General features: G+C 50.6%; 1 protein-coding gene. It reads right to left on the reverse strand.

Annotated elements, in window-relative coordinates; all coding sequences use genetic code 11:
* Positions 1-154 precede the first annotated feature (154 nt).
* On the reverse strand, positions 155-577 hold a 423-nt coding region (locus RRY12_13390), incomplete at its 5' end, for a site-specific integrase (protein ID MEG2185665.1).

Genomic DNA, 577 nt, shown 5'->3' on the forward strand with positions numbered 1-577 from the left:
GCGTCGATGGTTACGAGGGCGCGGGCTACTACTGACGCGACTTCATAACGTGTTGCGGGCTGTGCACCTTTGAATGCGCCGCGCCGCGTTGATAGCAGAAAGTTTTTGATTGGAGGAGTAAAAAAGTGTATTGCCTGTGTAACAGGTGAAATTTTTAAATTTCATTGAGCGCCCTCACGGCGTCTTCAAGAGATTTTTGCGATAAATGCGCGTACCTTTCTGTCATTGCGATTGAAGAATGGCAGAGCAGCCTTTGGATTATGTGCAGCGGCACGCCAGCTATGGCCAGCTGGCTTGCGAAATCGTGCCGCAGGCAGTGCCATGTAAAATTTTTGATACCGGCCCTGTCTATTAGGCGCTTAAAGGCGTGCGCCGTATCCGCTCTTTTGCCGCCGAGGTCGTCTGCAAAAATATATCCGCCGCATGCTCCGGTAAATTTTCGCCACGATTTCAATTCTAGGGTCGCGGCTTCGTTTATGGGAACTACAGCGCACTTGCCGCCCTTCATGATTTCTTTGCGGAGATAGATCAGGTTCAAACTAAAGTCTACGTCCTCCCATTTCAGCCCGAGCAGAGT

Origin of the sequence: Cloacibacillus sp. (genome assembly GCA_036655895.1) — a bacterium.
Lineage (GTDB): Bacteria > Synergistota > Synergistia > Synergistales > Synergistaceae > JAVVPF01.